This window comes from Mycobacterium barrassiae (assembly GCF_025822765.1).
GTDB lineage: Bacteria > Actinomycetota > Actinomycetes > Mycobacteriales > Mycobacteriaceae > Mycobacterium > Mycobacterium barrassiae.
The window spans coordinates 1-17,995 of sequence record NZ_JACKUK010000044.1 but is presented as its reverse complement, the minus strand read 5'-3'; the positions used below and the strand labels follow the sequence as shown (position 1 = coordinate 17,995).

Below are 17,995 nucleotides of genomic sequence, written 5' to 3'. Positions count from 1 at the left end.
GGCGCGCTACGGCGTGACGATGTTGAAATTCGGATCGGGCCGGTCCACCACCGCGAGCAGCGACGGCAACGCATTCGCGTCACCGCTGATCTCCAACCCCGGCGAATCCGCGTCGCCCGCCGCGAATGCCAGCAGCCGCATCTTGCTCGCCAGTTTCACGGTGGCCTGCGCGGTGGCAGCGTCGGCGGACACTTTGCGGTACACCAGCACCCCGTTGCGCAGCGTCAGCCGGTAGTTGGTGTCGATGTCGAGGAAGGTGATGTCGACGGCGATGTCGAGGTCCCACGCCCTGGGTCCGTTCACGTTGATGGCGAAAGTGTCGAACATCTGCTCGGCCGTCAGCTGGCCCAGTATCGACGGGGACGCGACCTGGGTGGGCGTACCGAAGTTCCCTTCCCGCAGTTCCGTGGCCCCGGCGAGGAAGAAGTTGCGCCACACCGCATTCTCGGCGCCGTACGCAAGCTGCTGCAGTGTGTCCGCGTACAGTTCGCGTGCCGCCGAGTGGTTCTGATCAGTGAAGATGGCGTGGTCGAGGAGCGTTGCCGCCCAGCGGAAATCACCGTCGTCGAACGCTGTGCGGGCGATCGCGACGACGTTGTCGATCCCGCCCATCGCTTCGACGTAACGTGGTCCGATCGCCTCGGGGGGATGCTGCCACAGCCGGCCCGGGTTGCCGTCGAACCAACCCATGTAGCGCTGATATACCGCCTTGACGTTATGGCTCACCGAACCGTAATAGCCGTGCGTATGCCACGCCTTGTGCAGTGCGGGCGGCATCTGAAAGGTCTCGGCGATCTCGATCCCGGTGAAGCCCTGGTTCAGCAGCCGCAGCGTCTGGTCGTGCAGGTAGGCATACAGATCACGTTGCAGGGAAAGGAATTCGACGATCCGCTCCCTTCCCCATGTCGGCCAGTGATGGGAGGCGAAGACGACGTCGGTGCGGTCGGCGAACGTGTCGATCGCCTCGGTGAGGTAGCCGGCCCAGCCGTGGGGATCGCGTACCAGCGCCCCGCGCAGCGTCAGCAGGTTGTGCAGGTTGTGCGTGGCGTTCTCGGCCATGCACAGCGCACGGAATGCAGGGAAATAGAAGTGCATTTCGGCGGGCGCCTCGGTGCCAGGCGCCATCTGGAACTCGATCTCGACGCCGTCGATGGTGTGCTTCTCACCGGTCTCGCGGATGTCGAGCGTCGGCACGATCAGCGCCACCTCGCCGGTCGACCCGACCTGTCCCAGGCCGCAGCCCACCTGTCCCGCGGGACCCCTGGACAATGCCGCGCCGTACATATAGGAGGCGCGTCGTGCCATTGCGGTACCGGCGTAGACGTTTTCCTGCACGGCATGTTCGGTGAAGTGCTCGGGCGCGATCACGACGACCTTTCCGGCGTCGACGTCGGCCTGGGTCGTCACTCCGAGCACGCCGCCGAAGTGATCGACGTGGCTGTGGGTGTAAATGACGGCGACCACCTGGCGGTCGCCGCGGTGGGCGCGGTACAGCGCCAGCGCCGCCGCGGCTGTCTCGGTGGAGATCAACGGGTCGATGACGATGATCCCGGTGTCGCCCTCGATGAACGTGATGTTGGACAGGTCGAGTCCGCGCACCTGATAGATGCCTTCGACCACCTCGTACAGGCCCTGCTTGGCGCACAGCTGGCTCTGCCGCCACAGGCTGGGATGCACCGTCGCCGGCGCGTCGCCGTCGAGGAACGCGTAGACGTCGTTGTCCCACACCACTCTTCCGTCGGCTGCCTTGACGACACACGGTTCGAGGGCGGCGATGAATCCGCGATCGGCCGCCTCGAAGTCGGCGGTGTCGTCGAACGGCAGGGTGCTCAGGTGCTCGCGGTTCGCGGACTCAATGACCGCGGTCGGTGCCTTCTGATCCATGCGGCCACAGTATTCATCCGTCAGGAGTGGCGGGCGCGATCTTCGTACTCGCGACGTTCCGGTTTGTCGATGGCGTCGGCGAAGATGCGGTCTGCGTTCAGCGCGCGGGTGACCGCTTCGCCGACACGCAGTGGCAACCGCTTGGTGATCGCCATCATTACCGCGGCCTGGCGCGTGACGATCATCCGCGGCTTCGGCTTCTCGATGAGGCTGACGACGCCGGCCGCGATGTCCTCGGGTTCGGCGTTACGCATGCCGGGCATGCTGGCTACCCCGTCGATCATCCCCGTGTTCGTCAGTGTCGGCAGGACGGCGGAGGCGTGCACACCGGTGCCGCGCAGCTCCATTCGTGCGGTGTCGGTGTACCCGAGCACGGCGTGCTTCGTCGCGCAATAGGTCGCGATGCCGGGTACCCCGTTCAGCCCGGCGAGCGAGGCGATGTTGATGATGTGTCCCTTGCCGCGCTTGACCATTCGTTGAGCCGCCAGCTTGGTGCCGAGGATGACACCGGTGACGTTGATCGCCAGCGTCCGCTCGGTGACCTCGTCGGGTTCGTCGAGGAAGCGTCCGGTCGGGCAGATGCCGGCATTGTTGACCAGGACGTCGACCGGGCCCAGCTCACGCTCGACATCGTCGAGGAAGGTGGTGAAGGACTGCCGGTCGGTCACGTCGAGGCGCGCGTAGAACCCGAAGTCGAACTCCGACCCGGCGTCCTTGACCGCGGCTTCGTCGACATCGCCGATGGCGACCTTGGCGCCGAGTCGGTGCAGGGTCTTCGCGGTCGCGAGGCCGATACCCCGCGCTCCGCCGGTGATCGCGACGACTTTTCCGTTGATCTTCCCGTTCGGTCTGGACGCTCGTGCCATGGCTGCCTCTTCCCGCTTCAGATCCGCAGATTAACGCGCACCGCGTCACCGCCGGGGCAACTCAGCCCTCCTGCTCGGCCAACCACCGTTCGGCTCGCCGCTTCGATGCCCTCGACAGCCAGGCATCCTGAATCAGCTCGGTGAGCTCGACCTTGCCGATCTCCGACAATCGGCTGGCGCGCACCAGCACGGACGGGTGTCCCTCGAAGCGCTCTGTGGTGAAGAACGGCGAGTTGGGATCCTGGATGAGCGCCAGCTTGTCGGCCTCGGACTCGACCCAGATCATGATCACGTCGGTATAGCGCTCACCGGTCTCGGGATCTTCGGCATCGGGCTGTGGCGTGCGGAAGAAAACGAATGACTTGCCGCCCACCTGATAGATGGGGTTGCCCTTGGGGCCCTCGATACGGGTGGCGTGTGGCATCGCGGCGGCGATCTGGTGCACGTCGACGACGCGGGCGGGCCGGTCACGCATGGCGCTCCAGGCGGTGCAGCTCGACGTCAGACAGCTCGCCGTCATGCACGGTCGCGGTCATGTACGTGCAGAACTCCTGGCGTCGCCGATCCGTCGGGGAGCCTGGATTGAGCAGTCGCAGACCGGTTTTCGCGCAGGTGTCCCATGGGATGTGGCTGTGGCCGAACACCAGCACGTCGGTGTCGGGGTACATCCTGGCCATCCTGGCCTCACGACCGGACGCCGCTCCGGTCTCATGCGTCACCGTGAACCGGAGACCGCCGAGCGTGGCATCGGCCCTCTCGGGGAGGCGGCAGCGTAACTGGGCGCCGTCGTTGTTCCCCCAGCACGCGATCAGCCGCTTCGCGCGCGCCTCGAGGGTGTCGAGCAGCTGCGGCTCGACCCAGTCCCCGGCGTGGATCACCACATCGGCCGATGCGACCTCGTCCCAGACGCGGGCGGGAAGGTCACGGGCGCGCTTGGGAACGTGAGTATCGGCGATGAGCAGAAGCCGCACGACCTCAATCTAGCGACCAGGCCGGCGAGTGTTCCAAGTGTGAGCGCGCCCGAAGGGATTCGAACCCCTAACCTTCTGATCCGTAGTCAGATGCTCTATCCGTTGAGCTACGGGCGCATACATGTTCAGTTGTTGGCGGAGGCGAGAGGATTTGAACCTCCGGCCCGGTTTAAGCCGGGCAACTCATTAGCAGTGAGTCCCATTCGGCCGCTCTGGCACGCCTCCCGACGTTTACCGCCGATCCGACAGAGTACACAGCCCCGATAGCGCGAAGCAAAGCAGATCAGGAGCACGCCAGCTACCCATAAACTGAGCGGGTGACTGCCCGGCTACGACCAGAGCTTGCCGATCTACCGGCCTACACCCCCGGTATGAACGTGCCGGGGGCCATCAAGATCGCCAGTAACGAGACGGTGCACGGGCCGCTGCCCAGCGTCCGGGCCGCGATCGAGAAGGCCATCGACCACATCAACCGCTACCCCGACAACGGCTACGTCGACCTCAGGGAGGCCTTGGCCAAGCACGTCAACTTCTCGCCCGAGCACATCTCCGTCAGCGGTGGATCGGTCAGCCTCTCCCAGCAGTTGATCCAGATCACATCGACTGTCGGTGACGAGGTGCTCTACGGCTGGCGCAGCTTCGAGATCTACCCGCTGCAGGTCCGCACCGCAGGGGCCACGCCGGTACACGTACCGCTGTCGGACTACGTCTTCGACCTCGACGCGATGCTGGCCGCGATCACCGACCGCACCCGGTTGATCTTCGTGTGCAACCCGAACAACCCGACCGGCACTGTCGTCGACCCCGACAAACTGGCCGCCTTCGTCGAAGCGGTGCCGTCGCACATCATGATCGTCCTGGACGAGGCGTACGTCGAATACATCCGCGACGGGTTCGTGCCAGACAGCCTCGGCCTGGTCCGCAATCATCGCAACGTCGTTGTGCTACGGACGTTTTCGAAGGCTTACGGGCTGGCCGGGCTGCGCGTCGGCTACGCGGTCTGCGATCCCGACATCGTCACGGCACTGGGCAAGGTCTACGTGCCGTTCAACGCGACCACGGTGTCGCAGGTCGCGGCCATCGCCTCACTGGAGGCCGCCGACGAACTGATGGCCCGAACCGACGAGGTCGTGGCCGAACGTACCCGCGTCACCGATGCCCTGCGCGACGCCGGCTATACGGTGCCGCCGTCCCAGGCGAACTTCGTCTGGCTGCCACTGCCCGGCCGGACGCAGGAGTTCGCCAAGGCCGCGGCCGACAGCCGGATCATCGTGCGGCCGTACGCCGAGGACGGGGTGCGTGTCACCATCGGCGCGCCACACGAGAACGACGCGTTTGTCGAATTCGCCCGCGGCTGGATCTAACCCGGGTTGCGGCCGGTGAACGCCAGCAGGCGATCCAGCGCACCTGCGTCGTCGGGTACCTCGATCGGATCGTCGAAGCCGGCGTTCGCGCGACCCTGTGGGGTGATGATGTTGCGTGCCAGGCCCATGACATAGTCCGTCAGCGAGTCCGGCGCGTCCACCTCACGTCCGACGGCAGCCGCGTAATCCCAAGCGTGAACCAGGAATTCGAGCGACAGGATGCCGGCCATCAGTTTGGCGGGCACCTCGTTGGTCCCGAACGACACGGTGCCGTCGAGGCCTCGCCGCTTCCAGGCGTCCAATGCAGGCCGTGCGGCCAGGACCACTTGACGTTCCACCGAGTCCGTCCGATCCCGCTCGGGGAACTCGGCACCGGCGGCACCGCCGATTACGGTGATCGAGTTCATCAGGTGATCGGTGAGCGACGACACATCGAAATCGCGACACGGCGTCTGCTTGTCGAGGTCGTCGTCGGCGATTCCGTGCAGGACATGACCCAGCACGGCGAAGGTGGCTTCGGCGGCCTGCAGTTCGTCCGTCGGCGGCGAATCGGGTCCGGGGCGCAGGTCGTCGGTCATGGCTCGCCTCCCGCTCGTTCCGGTCCTCGCTCGTTCCTCCCTGCGATCCTCACTCGCGCTCGTCTTCGGGTGGTCATGCTGCCACGCTACGTCGCGCTTGCGCCTATCGTTGCCCAGATGAAGACGCACGTGCGGGTGGGGGCCGCGGCACTGATCGTGATCGGCCTCGCGACGGGGTGCCAGCGCACCACCGAGGGCAACGTCGCCATGACGACCGAACCCGGCCCCGATTTGACGTCGCCGCCGACGGCGACGGCGCAGCCGACCATTCCGGGCCTACCGGGTTTCGAGATCCCCGATATCCCCGGTCTGCCAGGGTTCGGCGGCGATGACGTCCCGGATGTTCCCGCGCCGCCGAATGCGCAGACAATGACGTGCGAGGAGTACACCGATCTCGACGAGGCCACCCAGAAGGCCGTGATCCGCGCCATCCTCGGCAAAGAAGGCGTGACCGACCAGACGGCCGAGCTGACGGCCATCCTCATGGCCGGCGCCATGTGCCAGTTCATGCCGGATATGACGGTCAGCGAGGTGGTGTCCGGCTCGCCGCCGTGAGTCGTTAGCCTTCTGCCCATGGGCGAGAAGCTTGGGGCATACGAATCCGTCACCGTCGAGGTCAAAGACAACGTCGCGCAGGTGACGCTGATCGGGCCGGGCAAGGGCAACGCGATGGGTCCGGACTTCTGGGCCGAGATGCCCGAGGTGTTCGCCGAGCTCGACGCCGACCGCGAGGTGCGGGCGATCGTGCTGACCGGTTCGGGCAAGAACTTCAGCTACGGGCTTGATCTGCTGGCGATGGGCGGCACCCTGTCGGACGTGCTCGCCGAAGGCGCCACCGCTCGTCCGCGGTCCGAGTTCCACAAGACGATCCTGCGGATGCAGGGCGCCATCAACGCTGTCGCCGACTGCCGCACACCCACCATCGCCTCCGTACACGGTTGGTGCATCGGCGGCGGCGTCGACCTGATCTCCGCCGTCGACATCCGCTACGCCAGCGCCGACGCCAAGTTCTCGGTGCGCGAGGTCAAGCTCGCGATCGTCGCCGACGTCGGCAGCCTGGCGCGGTTGCCGCTGATCCTGTCTGACGGGCACATGCGCGAGCTGGCGCTGACGGGTAAGGACATCGACGCGGCTCGGGCCGAGAAGATCGGACTCGTCAACGACGTGTTCGACGACGCAGAAGCGTCGCTGGCGGCCGCCCACGCGACGGCAGCCGAGATCGCGGCCAACCCGCCACTGGTCGTCAGCGGTGTCAAGGATGTCCTCGATCAGCAGCGCGTCGCCAGGGTCTCCGAGAGCCTGCGCTACGTGGCGGCCTGGAACTCGGCATTCCTGCCGTCCAAGGATCTGGCGGAAGGGCTCAAGGCGACGTTCGAGAAGCGGTCGCCGAACTTCACCGGGGAATAGGGGTCCAGCCGAGTTCGGCCTTCGCCTTGGCGTTGGTCAACGGCAGCCAGGTTGTCCCGAACGCCGTCGCCGACGCGATCTGCGGCGTCTTCGACGGTGAGCGGGTCACGCCGATCACCTCGTGGCCGCGCGAAGTCAACTCCCGCAGCAGCGGGATTCCGGGCACGCTCGTCGCGCCACCTACCAGCACGCGCATCAGCGACCTCCTCGTTCCGTGATGATGCTGGCGCGCAACGCAATTGCGAGGATCGCGGTCGTCGCAACCAGACCACCCGCCTCCAGCCAGCCGTACAGGTCACCCGCCCCGTGGTGGGGATCGATGATGTGGCTGATGGCGTGCAGCGCCCAGTGCAGCGTGGCGAAGGCCAATGCAGGCACCCTCCACGACACTCGCCGCACCGCGCCGAGCAGCAGCAGGCCTTGGGGAATCTCGAACGTGGCGTTGTCGAAGATGTAGTGATCGTTGCGGACCCCGAAGGTCCCGAGCGTGTCGAAAAAGGGCCCCGGGGCGAACAGCATGAACAGCCCGACGCCCAGGGCGTACAGCCCGAACACGATCAGCGTCACCTCGACGAAGCCGCCTCTTGTGCGGGCGGGAGTGGTCGTCATACCGTCACGGTAATACGCGACTGGCCTCAGGTTAGGCACCACTTAGATGACGATTTCGGGTACCACTTCCGGTCCGGAGCTGCTCGTCGAACTCGACAGGACGGCACCGGCCCCACTGCACCACCAACTCGTCAACGGTCTGCGCGACGCGATCCGCTCCGGGCGACTGACGCCGCACACCAGGCTTCCGTCGACCCGGGTGCTGGCTGCCGATCTCGGAGTGTCCCGTCGGCTCGTCGTCGATGCCTACAGCCAGCTCGTGGCCGAAGGCTTCCTGCTCAGCAGGCACGGGTCAGGCACCCGCGTCGCCACCGTCGACACGGCGAGCGCTCCCGAGCGCGCGACCGCCGAACCGCCGCGCTACGACGTCGACTTCCTGCCCGGATCACCGGATCTGTCCAGCTTTCCGCGCCACGCCTGGCTGCGCGCGCTGCGGCAAGGGTTGGCCGACCTCGAGTCCGATGCCTTCGGGTACGTCGCGCCCCAGGGCCTGATCTCGGCCCGCGTCGCGATCGCGGACTATCTGCGGCGCACCCGTGGTGTCTTGGCCGATCCGCAGCACATCGTCATCTGTTCCGGTGCGACACAGGCCATCGCATTGCTCGCTCAGACGCTGCGGGGCACCCCGCTCGCGATGGAGGATCCCGGCTTCTGGCTGCATCGAAAGATACTGCAGCACAACGGTATCAATCCCATACCGGTACCGATCGACGACGAGGGCCTCGATGTCGCGGCGCTGTCAACCAGCGGAGCCACGGCGGTGTTGACCACTCCCGCCCACCAGTCGCCGACGGGCGTCGTACTCTCCGCGGCACGGCGCACGGCGTTGGTGGAGTGGGCCCGCGCAGGACATCTGGTGATCGAGGACGACTACGACGCCGAATACCGTTACGACCGTGCACCTGTGGGCGCACTGCAGGGCATCGCGCCCGACCGCGTGGTGTACGTGGGATCGACGAGCAAGACGCTGGCGCCCGGACTGCGCATCGGCTGGATGGTGCTGCCTGCGCACCTCGTCTACGCGGCCACGTTGTCCAAAGGCCTTGCGGACACCGGGAGTTCGGTCATGGATCAGGTGGCTCTCGCGCAGTTCCTCACGTCGGGCGGCTACGACAGGCATCTGCGACAGATGCGTCGGCGATATCAGGTACGCCGTAATGCACTGCTGCGTGCGTTGGCCCGGCATCTGCCCGACGCGACAGTGTTGGGTGCGGCGGCAGGCGTCCATCTCACCGTCCGCTTTCCCGACGGCTTCCCCATCGACGATATCGTCGCGCACGCGGCCAGGATGCGGATTCGCGTCGAGCCGCTCGCTCCCTGCTACGCCGAACCGGCCACGGCGCCACCGGGATTGATGCTCGGCTATGCCAACCTCAGCGAGTCGCAGATCGAACGGGGCGTGCGGGAACTGGCTCGGGCGCTGGACTAACTGCCGCCGCAGCCACCGCCGCCGCCGCAGCCACCGCCGCCGCAGCCACCGCCGCATCCGGCTGCGCATCCACCGCCCTGATCTCCATCGCCATAGTCGCCACGACCGATGCCGAGATAACCGATGCCGGCGGCACCTGCCGACCCGGCGGCCCACATGTTGCGGCGCTGTTTGGCGCGCATCACCCGACGGTTTCGCGGACTGTGCAGATGCATGGCGCTGCGGCGGTATCGCGCCGCGGACGTTTCGCCACGACGGTCGATGCGGCTACTCCACAGCAGCCACCCCACGACCACTGCACATGCCACGGCCAGCACCGTGACTCCGATCACGGCCCCCACCGTTGCGCTCATGGATGAATGGTAGTGGCCACTTTGGCGGTGGCGGAGGGATTTGAACCCCCGGACGGTTTTAGCCGTCTCTCGCTTTCAAGGCGAGTGCATTAGGCCGCTCTGCCACGCCACCGCCGATAAGGGTACGGGCTAGACGCGGCCGAGTTTCGCGGGAGGTGCCGCAGTCTTGAGAGCGACGCTGACGCGTCGGCAGTTCTCCCCCATCGCCGCGATCTGCGGACGTGACAGCCGGCAGAGGAAGTGCGTCCGCACGCCCTGGCCGTAGGTCACCATGGCTTCGCGCACGGCGGTGCGGCCCTCGTCGGTGATGGTGGCCAGCACGCCGCGGCCGTCGTCGGGGCTCGCGCCGCGTCGCACCAGACCCTGTAGCTCGAGGCGGCGGATCTGACGGGTCACGCGGCTGGGGAGCGACATCAGGTTGTCTGCCAGGTCGCCCATCCGCGACGATCCGGTCTCGGACTTGTCCAGGATGTCGAGCAGTCGTACATCGTTGAGCGTCAGCTGGTGTGCATCCATCAGCGACCGGTTGAGGGTCGCGTACATCCGCAATGCGGAATCAAGGAAGTTTTGCCACGACCGCTGCTCAGCGATATCCAAACCCGGCATATCACTGGCCGTACGCCCCGCGATGATCTGCTCCATGCGGCAATGGTAAATCTCTGAGGCGTTGCTGGGGCAGGAACAATCAGACTGTTTTCGCAGCGTAGTAGCCTTGTTTGAATGCAAGCGATCATGACCGCCAGCAAAGGCCAATTGACCTGGCAAGAAGTTCCTGACGCGGTGCCCGGCGACGGCGAAGTGCTCATCAAGGTCAGCGCTGCGGGCGTGAACCGGGCGGATCTGCTGCAGGCGGCGGGCAAGTATCCGCCGCCACCTGGCGCTAGCGAGATCCTCGGCCTCGAGGTGTCGGGCACGATCGCCGGCCTGGGCGACGGGGTCACCGGATGGGACGTGGGGCAACCGGTGTGCGCTTTGCTGGCGGGCGGCGGCTACGCCGAGTACGTCGCCGTGCCCGCCGGACAGGTGATGCCTATCCCGGACACGGTGACGCTGCACCACGCGGCCGCCCTGCCGGAGGTCGCATGCACGGTGTGGTCGAACCTGGTGATGACCGCGCACCTGAAGTCCGGTCAGTGGCTGCTCGTCCACGGCGGTGCGAGCGGCATCGGCACGCACGCCATCCAGGTCGGCCGCGCGCTTGGCTGCCGGGTGGCGATCACGGCCGGGTCGAAGAACAAGCTGGACCTGTGCGCCGAGCTCGGCGCCGAGGTCAGCATCGACTACCACAACGAGGACTTCGTGGAGCGGATCCGCGCCGAGTCCGACGGCGCGGGTGCCGACGTGATCCTCGACATCATGGGTGCGGCCTACCTCGACCGCAACGTCGACGCGCTCGCGCCCGACGGCCGCGTGGTGATCATCGGCATGCAGGGCGGGGTCAAAGGCGAGCTGAACATCGGCAAGCTGCTCGGTAAGCGAGGCGGGGTGATCGCCACCGCGTTGCGGTCGCGTCCGGTGAGCGGACCCAGTAGCAAGAGCGAGATCACCACCGAGGTGGTCGCCAACGTCTGGCCGATGATCGCGGACGGTCAGGTGCGTCCGATCATCGGCGCCGAGTTCGGGATCGAGCAGGCAGGCGCCGCGCACGAGCTGCTGAACTCGGGTGAGGTCTCGGGAAAAATCCTTCTGCGCGTAGCAGATTGACGGGGTGCGCTCAGCCCAGCGAAGCGAGCGCACGCACGAGCTGGTCCACTTCAGCGGTCGTCGTGTAGTGGGCCAGCCCGACCGTGACGGCACCGCCGATGTCGTTGACGCCGATCGCGTCGAGCACACGCGATCCGGCATTGGCGATCGCCAGGACACCGTTGTCGGCCAACCGCTGCACCACCTTCTCCGCGGGCACGTCGTTGACCGCGAAACTGAGTACGGGAATACGCATTTCGGGCCGACCGATCACGATGACGGCGGGCAGCGAGCGCAGCGACATGAGCAGGTAGTCGAACAGTCGATTCATGTAGGACGACGCTGATTGCATTGAGAGCGCAAGTCTTTCGCGTCGGGTGCCGTGCGCCGACTCGTCGAGGGAGGCCAGGTACTCGATGCTGGCGACGACGCCCGCGAGCAGACCGAACTGGTGCGCCCCGACCTCCAGCCGCGCCGGTCCGCGAGCGTGGGGGTTCAGCGACACGGAACTGAAGGAGTCGATCACTGCGGGGTCGCGGAACACCAGTGCGCCGATCGGCGGGCCGCCCCAGGCGAGCGCGTTCACAGCGACCACGTCGGCGTCGATCTCGTCGATGTCGATCAGCCGGTATGGTGCGGCCGCCGAGTGGTCGACCACCACGAGACCGCTGTTTTCGTGCACCAGCTTGGTAACGGCCCGCAGATCGGTGACCGTACCCAGCGTCGATGATGCGGAGGCGATTGCGACGAGCCGGGTCGGAGCCGTGATCAGGCTCTCCCACTGCCAGTTCGGCAGCTCGCCGGTCTCGATGTCGACCTCGGCCCACTTCACCTTGGCGCCATAGCGATTGGCTGCGCGCAGCCACGGGGCGATGTTCGCTTCGTCGTCCAGGCGGCTGACCACCATCTCGTAGCCGAGCCCGACTCGAGCGGCCGAGGAGTCAGCAAGCGAGGTGAGCAGGACCGCGCGGTCGGAACCGAGGACGACCCCCTCCGGCTTGGCGCCGACCAGATCGGCGACCGCCTGGCGGGCGGCGGTGAGCACGGCCGCGCTGCGCTGGGCCGAGGGGTGCGGCCCGGTCGGGGTGGGCATGGAGCCACGGAATGCGGTCGATACGGCCCTGGCGACGGCGTCGGGCAGCAGCATGCCGTGCTGGGCGTCGAAGTGCACCCAACCGTCGCCCAAAGACGGGTGCAGCCCACGCACCCGGGCGACGTCGTATGCCATGCCAGCCCACCTCTTAGCCTGTCGTGAATCGCGCAACCGGACACGATCCCGGGCGATGACCGGCTGTGCCCAAAGCTTCCCAGCCGAGCCCGGTACGGGTCACCTGGCCAGCAATACTAGTCCAGTGCGGATTGGGGCCGGGGTGCTCATAGCCCGTTCGTTGCTGCTGCTCGGGGAGCAATCCTCGCGGGGGCGGCATGACGGTCGTCCCTACCTGACGGACTAGTGTCGCTAGATACGTTAAAGGCCGAGGGAGTCGAGGGTGACGCCCTCCGGCAACGGAAAAGCCCGCTCGACAAATGCGCGGAGAGGGACATGACAGCCAACAACGAGGACGACGGCATCGAGGTCATCGGCGGCGATCAAGGCGCTGCGAACGACGAGGGCGATGACAACGGCAAGTCGCTGACCGACCTGGTCGAGCAGCCTGCGAAGGTGATGCGGATCGGCACGATGATCAAGCAGCTGCTCGAGGAGGTGCGCGCGGCCCCGCTCGACGAGGCCAGCCGCAACCGGCTGCGCGAGATCCACCGGACCAGCATCGCCGAGTTGGAGGACGGCCTGGCGCCTGAGCTGCGCGATGAGCTCGAACGCCTGACGCTGCCCTTCACCGACGAGGCCGTCCCATCGGACGCCGAACTTCGCATCGCGCAGGCGCAGTTGGTCGGCTGGCTGGAGGGCCTGTTCCATGGCATCCAGACCGCTCTGTTCGCCCAGCAGATGGCCGCGCGTCAGCAGCTGGAGCAGATGCGCGGTCAGGGTGCGCTGCCCCCGGGAGTCGCCGGACCGCGCAGCGGTGCCGGGACCGGCCAGTACCTCTGACGTTCGGGTAGGAGTCGGCTGGTGACCCCGCGTATCGAGACGCGCGACGCCTGGGTGGAGTTTCCCATCTTCGACGCGAAGTCGCGCTCGCTGAAGAAGGCGTTCCTCGGGAAGGCCGGCGGGGCCATCGGCCGCAACGAGTCCAACGTCGTCGTCATCGAGGCGTTGCGGGACATCACGATGTCGCTGGAGCTGGGCGACCGCGTCGGCCTCGTCGGCCACAACGGTGCCGGGAAGTCCACACTGCTGCGGCTGCTGTCGGGGATCTACGAACCCACGCGCGGAGTCGCGACGGTGACAGGCCGGGTGGCCCCGGTGTTCGATCTCGGGGTCGGCATGGATCCCGAAATCACCGGCTTCGAGAACATCATCATCCGCGGGCTGTTCCTCGGGCAGACACGCAAGCAGATGCTGGCGAAGGTCGACGAGATCGCAGAGTTCACCGAACTGGGTGACTACCTGTCGATGCCGCTGCGCACGTATTCCACCGGTATGCGGGTGCGGTTGGCGATGGGCGTGGTGACGAGCATCGACCCCGAGATCCTGTTGCTCGACGAGGGAATCGGCGCGGTGGACGCCGACTTCCTGAGGAAGGCGCAGTCGCGGCTGCAGAGCCTCGTCGAGCGCTCGGGCATCCTCGTGTTCGCCAGCCACTCCAACGAGTTCCTGGCTCGCCTGTGCAACACGGCGATGTGGATCGACCACGGCACCATCAAGATGACCGGCGGCATCGAGGAGGTCGTGCGGGCGTATGAGGGCGAGGACGCGGCACGTCACGTGCGCGAGGTCCTCGAGGAGAAGCGCTCGGTATGACCGGCCTGTTGTGCGTCGTCGTTGTCACGCACCGGCGTCCGGACGAACTGGCCAAGTCGCTGGAGGCGGTGTCGGCCCAGACGCGTACGCCCGACCATCTCATCGTCGTCGACAACGACAACGACCCGCATGTTGCCGAGCTGGTCGCCGGTCAGCCGATCCCGACCACGTATATCGGTTCACGCCGAAACCTCGGCGGCGCAGGCGGTTTCGCGCTGGGCATGCTGCAGGCGCTCGCCCTCGGCGCTGACTGGGTATGGCTGGCCGATGACGACGGTCGGCCCGCCGATTCTGAAGTGCTCGGATCGCTGCTGGCGTGCGCAGACAAGCACAGGTTGGCCGCGGTGTCGCCGATGGTGTGCGACATGAACGACCCTGGGCGGCTGGCGTTTCCGCTGCGCCGCGGTCTGGTGTGGCGACGGCGGGTCGAGGAACTGCGCACCGAGACATCCGACGATCTACTGCGGGGCATCGCGTCCTTCTTCAACGGGGCGTTGTTTCGCGCGTCGACGCTGGAGATCATCGGCGTGCCCGACCTCCGGCTGTTCGTGCGTGGCGACGAGACGGAGCTGCACCGCCGCCTGGTGAGATCGGGGCTGCCGTTCGGCACCTGTCTGAACGCCAGTTACCTGCATCCACAAGGCGGAGACGAGTTCAAACCGATCCTCGGCGGGCGGATGCACACGCAGTACCCCGACGACGAGGCCAAGCGGTTCTTCACCTACCGCAACCGCGGATACCTGTTGTCGCAGCCCGGGTTGCGCCGACTGCTGTTCCAGGAGTGGGTGAGGTTCGGCTGGTACTTCCTGGTGTCACGGCGCGACCCGGCCGGCTTTATCGAGTGGATTCGGTTGCGGCGCATGGGCCGTAGGGAGAAGTTCGGGAGGCCCGGCCACCTGGGCGAGCGAAGCGACGGGAAAAAGAGATGACGTTCACCGACGCCGCCGCGCAGTCGAAGACGATGGCGCGTGCCTGGGGCGATTTGGTCGCGGGTTTCGGCAAGCGCGAGTTGTGGCTGCACCTGGGCTGGCAGGACATCAAGCAGCGCTATCGCAGATCCGTGCTTGGACCGTTCTGGATCACCATCGCCACCGGCGCGACGGCGGTCGCGATGGGGCTGTTGTACTCCAAGCTGTTCAAGCTGCCGCTGGAAGAGCATCTGCCCTACGTCACGCTCGGTCTGATCGTTTGGAACCTGATCAACGCGTCGATCCTCGAGGGTGCTGAGGTCTTCATCGCGAATGAGGGCCTCATCAAACAGCTTCCGACGCCGCTGTCGGTCCACGTGTATCGGTTGGTGTGGCGGCAGATCCTGCTGTTCGCCCACAACATGATCATCTTCGTGATCATCGCGGTCATCTATCCGAAGCCCTGGAAGTGGACAGACTTCGCGGTCGTCCCGGCGCTGTTCCTGATCGTGCTCAACATGGTCTGGGTGTCACTGTGTTTCGGGATCCTGGCGACCCGTTATCGCGACATCAGCCCGCTGTTGGTGAGCCTTGTGCAGCTACTGTTCTTCATGACGCCGATCATCTGGAACGAGTCGACCCTGCAGCAGCAGGGAGCGGGTGACTACGCGCGCATCGTCGAGCTCAATCCGCTGCTGCACTATCTGGACATCGTGCGGGCGCCGCTGCTCGGTGCGGACCAGGAGGTGCACCACTGGGTGGTGGTCATCGTGCTGACGATCATCGGCTGGATGATGGCCGCTTTTGCCATGCGGCAGTACCGGTCGCGCGTCGCGTACTGGGTCTAGTCCCGACGCCGGCACTGGCCGCCGCCGCCGGCTCTTGCGGAGAGTTATCCCCAATTGCGGTTTTATCCACAGGCTGGGGTTTGGCTGGTGGTGGGGCGTCCCTGTTGCCTCAGGTCAACATGCGCGCGAAGGGTTATTCGTTGCCTCACGTAAGCGTGCGCGCTTGTTCATGGGGGCTGTGGTGCCGGGTGCGGCTTTGCTGGTCGTTAGGGTATGCAGCTGGGTGGTGAGGGCGTGGACCTGGCGCTNCGCGAAGGGTTATTCGTTGCCTCACGTAAGCGTGCGCGCTTGTTCATGGGGGCTGTGGTGCCGGGTGCGGCTTTGCTGGTCGTTAGGGTATGCAGCTGGGTGGTGAGGGCGTGGACCTGGCGCTGGGTGGCGGCTGGGTTGATCAGCGAGTAGGTCCGGGTCAGGCCCACGATGCGTTCCACAGTCATGGTCGGATGGTTGATCGCGCGGTGGTATGGGGTGGTGGCGGTGTCGTGCTTTTTGGAGACCTTGGCCCCGGTGCGGACTTTGGAGATCAATTTCTGTTGTGGGTAGAAGTAGTTGGTCAGCTTGGACTGCAGAGCCCAGATCTCGTTGAGGAGCAACAGTTCTGAGGCGGTGTCGTAGCGGTAGTAGCCCACCACGGTGCGTACCATCGTCCAGTTCTTCTGCTCGACGTGGCAGCCGTCGTTCTTATTACCTGGCCGTGACCGGGTGAAGGTGATCTGACGATCTCGACACCATGCCAGCAGGTCGTCGTTGATGAATTCCGATCCGTTGTCGCAGTCGATCCCGAGGATCGGGAACGGCATGACGGTGGCGATGTGATTTAGGGCGGCCAGTATGTGTTTGGCTGCCCTGTCAGGTAGCGAGTGGCTCTCGGTCCAGCCGGTGGCGATGTTGGTGACCGTCAGCGTGAAGGCATGGCCGCCGCCGCGGTTGCCGCCGTCGTGAAAGACCGTGTCGATCTCGACGAAGCCGGGCACCGCGTCGTCCCATTCGGCCCAGGTGCGTACCGGGATCTGACTTTTCAGTATCGACCCCGGCTTGGTGCCCACCCGACCTCTGATCTTGTATTTGGCGCGCTCACCGGCAAGTCGGCGATCGATGGTGGCCGCCGACATCGATACCAACAGTGCCGCGATGTCGTCGCTGATCGCCAGCTCCCCGAAGTGCCGCAGCACCGCCACGAGCTCGGTGAGCATCGGTGCCAGCCGCTTACCGGCCGGCATTCCCAGCACTTGCCAGCACACGGTCAATGCCGCGATCACCTCATCGCCATATTTGACTGGCCGCGCACTGCGAGCGGTGATGCTCTTGGGCTGCCCCGCGGCGTTGAGTGCCTTGCGGGCATGGCTGCGGTGCCAGCCGGTGTTGGCGCACAACTCATCGAGGATCCGACCCTTCACNCGCTTACTGGCCCTCTGATAGCGGATCGCGGTCGTCTCGGTGATTGCTCTGCGCTGTGCCAACGTCAACCCCATCCCCTGGGCATACGCGCGCATTTCCAGTGAGGCAACGAATCACCGTTTCGCGCGCATATCTGATGAGTCAACGCGGTCGGTGGTGGGTTGTAGTATCGAATGTATGTTCGAGTCTGAGTTCGCTGGTGCTGACGACGCCATAGTTGTTGCTGCGATCGAGGACGGGGCGCGGGCCGAGGCGGTGGCGGGGGCGCGTCGGTTGGCCGCGATCGCTGAATTGATGCGTCGCCGTGTGCTGGATGAGCACGAGCGGTCGCGGTGGGCCTGTGATGGGTGGGATTCGGTGGTCGCTGAGGTCGCGGCGGCGTTGCGGCTCAGTCGGCGCAAGGCCTCTGGACAGATGTGTATCGCCGTGGCGTTGCGTGATCACCTGCCGACGGTGGCGGGGTTGTTTCACCGCGGTGAGTTCAGTGCGCGGGTGGTGGCTGCGATTACCTGGCGCACCCAGTTCGTCACCGACGATGCGCTGTGGGCGCGTATCGATACCGAGATCGCCGCGCGGGCCTCGACGTGGGGTCCGCTGTCTGAAGACAAGCTGGTCTCGGTGATCGACGCGGTGGTCTTTGAGTTCGACCGTGATGCGGTCATCGAGGCCAAAAGCGCCATCCGCGGCCGGGACTTTTGTATCGGCGATATCGGCCGCGACCTCCTTGCGCTTTCCGTAGGACACAAACCGCATCGAGTTGCGGATCAGGTGCACCACACAGGTCTGCACGGTGGCCTGCGGCCAGGTCGCCTCTACCGCCTCGGCGAACCCGGT

Annotated in this window: 20 protein-coding genes, 3 tRNA genes and 2 pseudogenes; 10 read left to right on the top strand and 15 right to left on the bottom strand. The window is 66.0% G+C overall.

What is annotated here, in order from left to right; translation table 11 throughout:
• Positions 1-6: 6 nt before the first annotated feature.
• The 6 genes from H7J93_RS27505 to H7J93_RS27480 all read right to left on the bottom strand — a co-directional run bounded on the left by H7J93_RS27505 (position 7) and on the right by H7J93_RS27480 (position 3,946).
• Positions 7-1,884: an alkyl/aryl-sulfatase gene (locus H7J93_RS27505; RefSeq protein ID WP_267309449.1), complete on the bottom strand. Its 1,878-nt coding sequence runs from the start codon at positions 1,882-1,884 to the stop codon at positions 7-9.
• A 20-nt stretch (positions 1,885-1,904) separates the two neighbouring features.
• Positions 1,905-2,750, bottom strand: a complete 846-nt coding sequence (locus tag H7J93_RS27500; protein WP_267309448.1) for an SDR family oxidoreductase — start codon at positions 2,748-2,750, stop codon at positions 1,905-1,907.
• Positions 2,751-2,811: 61 nt separating this feature from the next.
• Complete coding sequence (locus H7J93_RS27495) at positions 2,812-3,225, bottom strand: MmcQ/YjbR family DNA-binding protein (protein ID WP_267309447.1); 414 nt, start codon at positions 3,223-3,225, stop codon at positions 2,812-2,814.
• Entirely contained in the window at positions 3,218-3,721 is a 504-nt protein-coding gene (locus tag H7J93_RS27490; protein WP_267309446.1) for a metallophosphoesterase family protein, read from the bottom strand. The genes H7J93_RS27495 and H7J93_RS27490 overlap by 8 nt, the downstream gene beginning before the upstream one ends.
• Positions 3,722-3,765: 44 nt before the next feature.
• A tRNA-Arg gene (locus H7J93_RS27485) sits at positions 3,766-3,838 on the bottom strand.
• Between the two features lie 16 nt (positions 3,839-3,854).
• Positions 3,855-3,946, bottom strand: a tRNA-Ser gene (locus H7J93_RS27480).
• A 92-nt stretch (positions 3,947-4,038) separates the two neighbouring features.
• Here H7J93_RS27480 and hisC point away from each other — a divergent pair.
• Complete coding sequence (gene hisC / locus H7J93_RS27475) at positions 4,039-5,085, top strand: histidinol-phosphate transaminase (RefSeq protein WP_267309445.1); 1,047 nt, start codon at positions 4,039-4,041, stop codon at positions 5,083-5,085.
• Here hisC and H7J93_RS27470 read toward each other — a convergent pair.
• The gene (locus H7J93_RS27470) at positions 5,082-5,663 is read right to left on the bottom strand and encodes a TIGR03086 family metal-binding protein (RefSeq protein WP_267309444.1); all 582 of its coding nucleotides are present in this window, start codon (positions 5,661-5,663) and stop codon (positions 5,082-5,084) included. The genes hisC and H7J93_RS27470 overlap by 4 nt on opposite strands.
• A 117-nt stretch (positions 5,664-5,780) precedes the next feature.
• Here H7J93_RS27470 and H7J93_RS27465 point away from each other — a divergent pair, with 117 nt between their 5' ends.
• Positions 5,781-6,218 (top strand): hypothetical protein, encoded by a 438-nt coding sequence (locus tag H7J93_RS27465; RefSeq protein ID WP_267309443.1) that lies wholly within the window; start codon positions 5,781-5,783, stop codon positions 6,216-6,218.
• A gap of 18 nt (positions 6,219-6,236) precedes the next feature.
• On the top strand, positions 6,237-7,070 hold the full coding sequence (locus H7J93_RS27460; RefSeq protein ID WP_267309442.1) for a crotonase/enoyl-CoA hydratase family protein: 834 nt from the start codon (positions 6,237-6,239) through the stop codon (positions 7,068-7,070).
• Here H7J93_RS27460 and H7J93_RS27455 read toward each other — a convergent pair.
• Positions 7,057-7,266 carry a hypothetical protein gene (locus H7J93_RS27455; RefSeq protein ID WP_267309441.1) on the bottom strand — a complete coding sequence of 70 codons (210 nt, stop codon included), beginning with the start codon at positions 7,264-7,266 and terminating at the stop codon, positions 7,057-7,059. The two genes, H7J93_RS27460 and H7J93_RS27455, sit on opposite strands and share 14 nt — an antisense overlap.
• Positions 7,266-7,679: a hypothetical protein gene (locus tag H7J93_RS27450; RefSeq protein ID WP_267309440.1), complete on the bottom strand. Its 414-nt coding sequence runs from the start codon at positions 7,677-7,679 to the stop codon at positions 7,266-7,268. The genes H7J93_RS27455 and H7J93_RS27450 overlap by 1 nt, the downstream gene beginning before the upstream one ends.
• 46 nt (positions 7,680-7,725) lie before the next feature.
• Here H7J93_RS27450 and pdxR point away from each other — a divergent pair, with 46 nt between their 5' ends.
• Positions 7,726-9,108: a MocR-like pyridoxine biosynthesis transcription factor PdxR gene (gene pdxR / locus H7J93_RS27445; protein WP_267309439.1), complete on the top strand. Its 1,383-nt coding sequence runs from the start codon at positions 7,726-7,728 to the stop codon at positions 9,106-9,108.
• Here the strand turns inward: pdxR and H7J93_RS27440 are convergent.
• The 3 genes from H7J93_RS27440 to H7J93_RS27430 form a co-directional block, all read right to left on the bottom strand.
• Positions 9,105-9,461 carry a hypothetical protein gene (locus tag H7J93_RS27440; protein ID WP_267309438.1) on the bottom strand — a complete coding sequence of 119 codons (357 nt, stop codon included), beginning with the start codon at positions 9,459-9,461 and terminating at the stop codon, positions 9,105-9,107. The two genes, pdxR and H7J93_RS27440, sit on opposite strands and share 4 nt — an antisense overlap.
• A gap of 22 nt (positions 9,462-9,483) precedes the next feature.
• A tRNA-Ser gene (locus tag H7J93_RS27435) sits at positions 9,484-9,573 on the bottom strand.
• A gap of 17 nt (positions 9,574-9,590) precedes the next feature.
• Positions 9,591-10,103 (bottom strand): MarR family winged helix-turn-helix transcriptional regulator, encoded by a 513-nt coding sequence (locus tag H7J93_RS27430; protein WP_267309437.1) that lies wholly within the window; start codon positions 10,101-10,103, stop codon positions 9,591-9,593.
• Positions 10,104-10,181: 78 nt separating this feature from the next.
• On the opposite strand from H7J93_RS27430, the gene H7J93_RS27425 reads away from it, so the two are divergent.
• On the top strand, positions 10,182-11,165 hold the full coding sequence (locus H7J93_RS27425; protein ID WP_267309436.1) for an NAD(P)H-quinone oxidoreductase: 984 nt from the start codon (positions 10,182-10,184) through the stop codon (positions 11,163-11,165).
• Positions 11,166-11,175: 10 nt separating this feature from the next.
• Here the strand turns inward: H7J93_RS27425 and H7J93_RS27420 are convergent, their stop codons facing one another.
• On the bottom strand, positions 11,176-12,372 hold the full coding sequence (locus tag H7J93_RS27420; protein WP_267309435.1) for a cysteine desulfurase-like protein: 1,197 nt from the start codon (positions 12,370-12,372) through the stop codon (positions 11,176-11,178).
• 315 nt (positions 12,373-12,687) lie between these two features.
• On the opposite strand from H7J93_RS27420, the gene H7J93_RS27415 reads away from it, so the two are divergent.
• Genes H7J93_RS27415 through wzm form a run of 4 tightly spaced genes read left to right on the top strand, consistent with a single transcriptional unit; the run spans position 12,688 to position 15,763 of the window.
• Positions 12,688-13,194, top strand: a complete 507-nt coding sequence (locus H7J93_RS27415) for a bacterial proteasome activator family protein (protein WP_267309434.1) — start codon at positions 12,688-12,690, stop codon at positions 13,192-13,194.
• An 18-nt stretch (positions 13,195-13,212) separates the two neighbouring features.
• Positions 13,213-14,007: a galactan export ABC transporter ATP-binding subunit Wzt/RfbE gene (wzt, locus tag H7J93_RS27410; protein ID WP_276022530.1), complete on the top strand. Its 795-nt coding sequence runs from the start codon at positions 13,213-13,215 to the stop codon at positions 14,005-14,007.
• A complete protein-coding gene (gene glfT1, locus H7J93_RS27405) occupies positions 14,004-14,936 on the top strand; it encodes a galactofuranosyltransferase GlfT1 (RefSeq protein ID WP_267309432.1) in 933 nt (310 codons plus the stop codon). Before wzt ends, glfT1 begins: the two co-directional genes overlap by 4 nt.
• Positions 14,933-15,763 (top strand): galactan export ABC transporter permease subunit Wzm/RfbD, encoded by an 831-nt coding sequence (wzm, locus tag H7J93_RS27400; RefSeq protein ID WP_267309431.1) that lies wholly within the window; start codon positions 14,933-14,935, stop codon positions 15,761-15,763. The genes glfT1 and wzm overlap by 4 nt, the downstream gene beginning before the upstream one ends.
• A gap of 206 nt (positions 15,764-15,969) precedes the next feature.
• Here the strand turns inward: wzm and H7J93_RS27395 are convergent, their stop codons facing one another.
• Complete coding sequence (locus tag H7J93_RS27395) at positions 15,970-17,235, bottom strand: DDE-type integrase/transposase/recombinase (RefSeq protein ID WP_443677676.1); 1,266 nt, start codon at positions 17,233-17,235, stop codon at positions 15,970-15,972.
• A 103-nt stretch (positions 17,236-17,338) separates the two neighbouring features.
• On the opposite strand from H7J93_RS27395, the pseudogene H7J93_RS27390 reads away from it, so the two are divergent.
• Positions 17,339-17,830, top strand: a pseudogene (locus H7J93_RS27390) (DUF222 domain-containing protein); the annotation flags it as partial.
• 36 nt (positions 17,831-17,866) lie between these two features.
• Here the strand turns inward: H7J93_RS27390 and H7J93_RS27385 are convergent.
• A pseudogene (locus tag H7J93_RS27385) lies at positions 17,867-17,995 on the bottom strand (transposase); the annotation flags it as partial.